Annotated in this window: 6 protein-coding genes and 1 riboswitch; all 6 genes read left to right on the forward strand. The window is 51.8% G+C overall.

Features of this window, described 5'->3' with window-relative positions; all coding sequences use genetic code 11:
- Positions 1–118, forward strand: a 118-nt coding sequence (locus GX016_02395; protein HHT70414.1) for a phage holin family protein, incomplete at its 5' end; no start/stop codon positions are given.
- A 66-nt stretch (positions 119–184) separates the two neighbouring features.
- A riboswitch (TPP riboswitch) is annotated at positions 185–294 on the forward strand.
- A gap of 70 nt (positions 295–364) precedes the next feature.
- Positions 365–652, forward strand: a complete 288-nt coding sequence (locus GX016_02400) for a thiamine-binding protein (GenBank protein ID HHT70415.1) — start codon at positions 365–367, stop codon at positions 650–652.
- Positions 603–1,394, forward strand: a complete 792-nt coding sequence (locus tag GX016_02405; protein HHT70416.1) for an ABC transporter permease — start codon at positions 603–605, stop codon at positions 1,392–1,394. The genes GX016_02400 and GX016_02405 overlap by 50 nt, the downstream gene beginning before the upstream one ends.
- Positions 1,395–1,407: 13 nt before the next feature.
- Entirely contained in the window at positions 1,408–2,412 is a 1,005-nt protein-coding gene (locus GX016_02410; GenBank protein ID HHT70417.1) for an ABC transporter substrate-binding protein, read from the forward strand.
- Between the two features lie 30 nt (positions 2,413–2,442).
- Positions 2,443–3,177 (forward strand): ABC transporter ATP-binding protein, encoded by a 735-nt coding sequence (locus GX016_02415; GenBank protein HHT70418.1) that lies wholly within the window; start codon positions 2,443–2,445, stop codon positions 3,175–3,177.
- A 173-nt stretch (positions 3,178–3,350) separates the two neighbouring features.
- On the forward strand, positions 3,351–4,128 hold a 778-nt coding region (locus tag GX016_02420; protein HHT70419.1), incomplete at its 3' end, for a homoserine dehydrogenase.

Genomic DNA, 4,128 nt, shown 5'->3' on the forward strand with positions numbered 1-4,128 from the left:
AGTCATTTATGCTACCCAATTCGTTGTGCCCGGACTACGAGTGAGTATTATCGGTGCCCTGCTGGGAGCATTAGTCATCGGTGTAGTGGACATGTTTATTCCGACGGTGGTGCGCTGACAAATTGGTAGTGTTGCAGTGTCCCATCGACTGAATTGGTTGACGTTGGCAGCAGTGAGGGTTATAATGAAACCAAAGGGGAGCTGGAGCAACCGGCTGAGAGGGGATCACCCGATCCCGACCCTGTAACCTGATCTGGGTAATGCCAGCGTAGGGACTATAGCTGACATGAAAAGCGCGAAGGCTGCCTTATCCAGAGAGGGTCATAAGGCAGCCTTTAATATTATGCTAAGCGGAGGCGAAGCAATGCCAATAGTAAATGTAAGCCTACAGGTGCTGCCGGGAGTTCCTGAGGAGCGCATCTACCCGGTGGTGGACAAAGTGATCGAACTCATCGCCGACTCTGGGGTGAAGTACGAAGTCGGGGCCATGGAGACCACCATGGAAGGTGAGTACGATCGGCTCATGGATCTGGTAAAACAGGCCCAGGAGCTCTGCATTCGGGAGGGGGCGGCACGAGTTGTTTCAGTGGTTAAGATCGACTATAAGCCCACCGGGGTCACCATGGCGGAAAAAGTGGCTCGCTACCGGTAATGAAGCAGCGCCGCTGTTCCTGTTGTTTCTGCTTTTTCTCTGGGAACTTACGGTGCGTTTGCTCAAGATCGAACCATGGCTGCTTCCGGCGCCGACAGCGATTGTGCAATCATTGTTCAAAGACTGGCCGGCGCTGCGGCAACATGCCGGGATCACTCTCTATGAAGCCATAATAGGGTTCACACTCTCCATCGCCTTTGCTTTTGCTTTAGCTTGGCTGATGGACAGCGTATCACTGGTTCGCCGAGCCCTATACCCTTTACTGGTAACCAGTCAAACCATTCCCATTATCTCGGTGGCACCCCTCTTTCTGATCTGGTTTGGGTACGGTCTGGTACCGAAAGTCTTAGTGGTAGTGCTCGTATGTTTTTTTCCGGTGGTGGTAAGCTTCCTACAAGGACTGGCTGCTGTTGATACCGAGATGATCGACCTGTTGCGTTCCATGGGAGCGCCCCCGCTGCTAATTTTTCGTCTGGCCAAACTTCCGGCCGCCCTGCCGATGTTTTTCTCCGGTCTCAAGATTGCCGCTACCTACAGCATTATGGGAGCTGTGATTGGGGAGTGGCTGGGGGCTGAAGCCGGTCTAGGGTATTACATGACCTTGTCACAGCGGTCTTTTCTAACGGCGCGGGTGTTTGCCATTATTGTAGTGATAACTGTACTTAGTTTAGGTCTGTTCAAATTAATTGAAACGTTGGAGCGGGTCCTTACACCATGGACCCGCTGGCAAGAAGAATCTTAGGAGGAAGATAAAAATGAAAAAACTGGTTGCCCTAGTACTAACTATTGTTCTGGCAGCTACGCTGGCTGCCGGTTGCCGACCGAAGGCCAAGCCGGCCCCGCCGGCGACAGAAAAACTGCAAGAGGTTACAGTGTTACTGGATTGGACGCCGAACACTAATTACACTGGCTTGTATGTGGCTGCTGCCAAGGGTTATTTCCAGGAAGAAGGTCTCAAGATAAAAATCCTACCGCCGGCCGAAGGTTCTGTTAGCCAGCTTACAGCGGCCGGAAAAACAGATTTTGGCGTTAGTTACCAGGAAGAAGTCACCAATGCCCGCGTGGCGGGTATGCCGGTTAAAGCGATAGCTACCGTTATCCAGCACAATACTTCCGGATTTGCCTCACCGGCCGAAAAAGGGATTAAAACACCGAAAGACTTCGAAGGCATGCGCTACGGCGGCTGGGGATCACCGATGGAAGAGGCGGTGATCAAAGGTATTATGCACAAGCAGGGGGCCGATTTCAGCAAAGTTAGAATGGTAAATATCGGTTCCACTGACTTTTTTGCCGCCGTGAAAAGGGACGTAGATTTTGCCTGGATCTATTGGGGCTGGGCCGGGATTGAGGCCGAACTTAGAGGAATGGAACTAAACTTCATCAAGGTAGCGGCAGAGGATCCGGCGTTAGACTACTATACACCGGTACTCATTACCAATGAAGAGACCCTGGCAAAGCGACCGGAACTGGTCCGTAAGTTCCTCCAGGCCACCAGCCGTGGTTATGAATTTGCCATTGCCAACCCTGAAGAAGCAGCGGAACTGTTCCTAGAGGCAGTGCCGGAGCTCGACCGAGAGTTGGTATTGGCCAGCCAAAAGTACTTGTCTAAGGAGTACCAGGCCGATGCATCTCGCTGGGGCGAAATGAAGGAAAGTGTGTGGAAAAACTATGCCGAGTGGATGTTTGATAACGAATTAATCGAGCAGAAACTGGATTACAAAGAGGCCTTTACTAACGAATTCTTACCGCCAAAGCAATAGTTTAGTTGCCGCCAAGAGTGGGGGAGGAAATTGGCAAAAGTCGAAGTTCGCAATTTGGTCAAAACGTACGGAGACCTGGATACTTTAGCCGGTATAAGTCTAAAGCTTTACGATGGAGAGTTTGTGGCGGTAGTGGGTCCCAGCGGATGCGGCAAGAGTACGCTCTTTAATATCATAGCCGGACTGCACCAACCGGACAAAGGGCGGGTATATATCGACGGCGAAGACTTTACCGGCCGCACCGGCCGGGTCAGTTACATGCATCAAAAAGACTTATTGCTTCCATGGAAGAATATCCTGGACAATGTGTGTCTGCCGCTGGTGATCAAGGGCTTGAGCTGGAAGGCGGCCCGAGAGCATGCCGCTCCTTATTTCCAGGCCTTTGGCCTGGCCGGGTTCGAACAGCATTATCCGGGTCAACTGTCTGGCGGTATGCGACAGCGGGCAGCCCTTCTTAGAACGTATCTTTTCGCCAGCGATATCATGTTGTTGGACGAACCGTTCGGCGCTCTGGACGCCATTACCCGGCGTGAGTTGCAGCTGTGGCTTCTCTCTACCCTGGAGCAGTACCGGGCTTCGGTGCTCTTGATAACCCACGACGTAGACGAAGCTATATTATTGTCGGATCGGATTTACGTGCTCACCGAACGTCCGGCCCGAATTAAAGCCGAGATAAAAGTACAGCTACCCCGATCGCGCACCGGGGATGTGCTCACCAGTCCGGACTTTGTCGCCCTTAAGCGTACATTGATGGAGCTTCTTTAAGCTCTTTTTTCTTTTTACCCCTTGTCAAAAACAGAGCAACCTGCTATAATGTCTCCTATGTATGGATATATGTTCACAACACAAAGACAAGGCGGTGACTTATTGATGGGGACTATGTACGTAAACAGCAAGGAAAAGAGTGGCCATTAAAAACTAAGGCAGAGGTGGCGGCTGTGACAGTAGGCGCAGAAAAATGTCTCCAGCTGGGGCTGCTAGGATTGGGAACAGTAGGATCTGGGGTGGCCGAATTGCTGGCAGCTAACCAGGATCATATCGCCCAGCGGGCCGGGGTAAAAATCCAAGTAAAGAAGGCTTTAGTGCGGGATATTACCAAAGCCCGGGCGGTGGACTACGCAGTACCCTTAACTACAAGAGTAGATGATATTTTAAGCGATCCGGAGATTCAAGTGGTGGTCGAAGTCATGGGCGGTAAAGAAACCGCATTCACTTATATCATGGAGGCGCTGAGGCGGGGCAAGAACGTCGTCACGGCCAACAAGGACTTGCTGTCCTCCCGCGGCAAAGAGCTGTTTGCCGCCGCCAAGGAGGCCGGCGTCGACTTATATTTTGAAGCTAGCGTCGGCGGAGGTATTCCCATCATCCGGCCGCTAAAAAACTGTTTAGCCGGGAACCGGATTGAAAAATTATACGGGATTGTTAACGGTACCACCAATTATATTCTAACTCAAATGGAGTGTGGCGCCAGTTATAAACTGGCCTTAAAGTCGGCCCAGGAGCGTGGTTATGCCGAAGCGGATCCTTCATCCGATGTCCTGGGCCTGGACGCGGCGCGCAAGATTGCTATTTTAGCTTCCATTGCTTTTGGCGCTCGCGTCCAGGAGTCCGATGTCAACTGTGTCGGTATTGAGCGTCTGGAACCGCAAGACTTGGCTTATGCCCGCGAGCTGGGTTACAAAATAAAGCTACTGGCTCTGGCGCAGGAAACAGAAG

The organism is Bacillota bacterium (assembly GCA_012837285.1).
Classification (GTDB): domain Bacteria; phylum Bacillota; class DTU030; order DUMP01; family DUMP01; genus DUNI01.

Excerpts from the sequence above, each read along its gene's own strand:
- GX016_02400 (HHT70415.1), top strand. The coding sequence starts at position 365 with ATGCCAATAGTAAATGTAAGCCTACAGGTGCTGCCGGGAGTTCCTGAG.
- GX016_02410 (HHT70417.1), top strand. The coding sequence starts at position 1,408 with ATGAAAAAACTGGTTGCCCTAGTACTAACTATTGTTCTGGCAGCTACG.